Annotated in this window: 1 protein-coding gene; it reads right to left on the bottom strand. The window is 71.3% G+C overall.

The annotated features are described in order from the left end of the window. On the bottom strand, positions 1 to 879 hold an 879-nt coding region (locus tag EMA17_RS00030; RefSeq protein ID WP_126634750.1), incomplete at both ends, for an ATP-binding protein.

Consider the following 879-nt stretch of genomic DNA (forward strand, 5'->3'; position numbering starts at 1 on the left):
GATCCAGCCGGTGTCGGCGCTGCCGTCGATCAACTCGGGCTGGTCCAGCAGGTCGAGCACGAAACTCTTGTTCGTGGCACCGCCCTCGATGATCACCGTGGTCTGCGCCATCGCCCGCCGCAACCGACCCAGCGCCTCGTCCCGATCGCGACCGTACGCGATGATCTTGGCGATCATCGAGTCGAAGTCCGCGGGGATCGTGTCGCCCTCGCTCACCCCCGTGTCCACCCGGATCCCCGGCCCCGCGGGCAGGTCCAGGCGGGCGATCCGCCCCGGGGCGGGCGCGAAGTCCCGGTCCGGATCCTCGGCGTTCAGGCGTGCCTCGATCGCGTGGCCGCGCTCCGCGGGCGGCGCACCCTGCAATCGTTCACCCGCCGCCACCCGCAACTGGGCCTTGACCAGGTCGAATCCGGTGGTGGACTCGGTGATCGGGTGCTCGACCTGGAGCCGGGTGTTGACCTCCAGGAACGCGAATCGCCGCTCCCCCGGGTGGTAGAGGAATTCGACGGTGGCGGCGCCGCGGTAGCCGACGGCCAGCGCCAATCGCTCGGCGGACGTCTTGAGTTCGGCCACCTGGTCCGGGTCCAGGACCGGCGAGGCGGACTCCTCGACGACCTTCTGGTTGCGTCGCTGGATCGAGCAGTCCCGCACGCCCAGCGCCCACGCGGTGCCCTCACCGTCGGCGATCACCTGCACCTCGACGTGCCGGGCACCGGTCACCAGACGCTCCAGGAACACCACGCCGCTGCCGAACGCGCGCGCGGCCTCCTGACTGGTCCGCTCGTACGCCTCGACCAGCTCCGCGTCGCACGTGACCACGCGGATGCCGCGGCCGCCGCCCCCGGCGGTGGCCTTGAGCATCAACGGGTACCCGATCCC

Origin of the sequence: Embleya hyalina, from assembly GCF_003967355.1 — a bacterium.
GTDB classification, from domain to species: domain Bacteria; phylum Actinomycetota; class Actinomycetes; order Streptomycetales; family Streptomycetaceae; genus Embleya; species Embleya hyalina.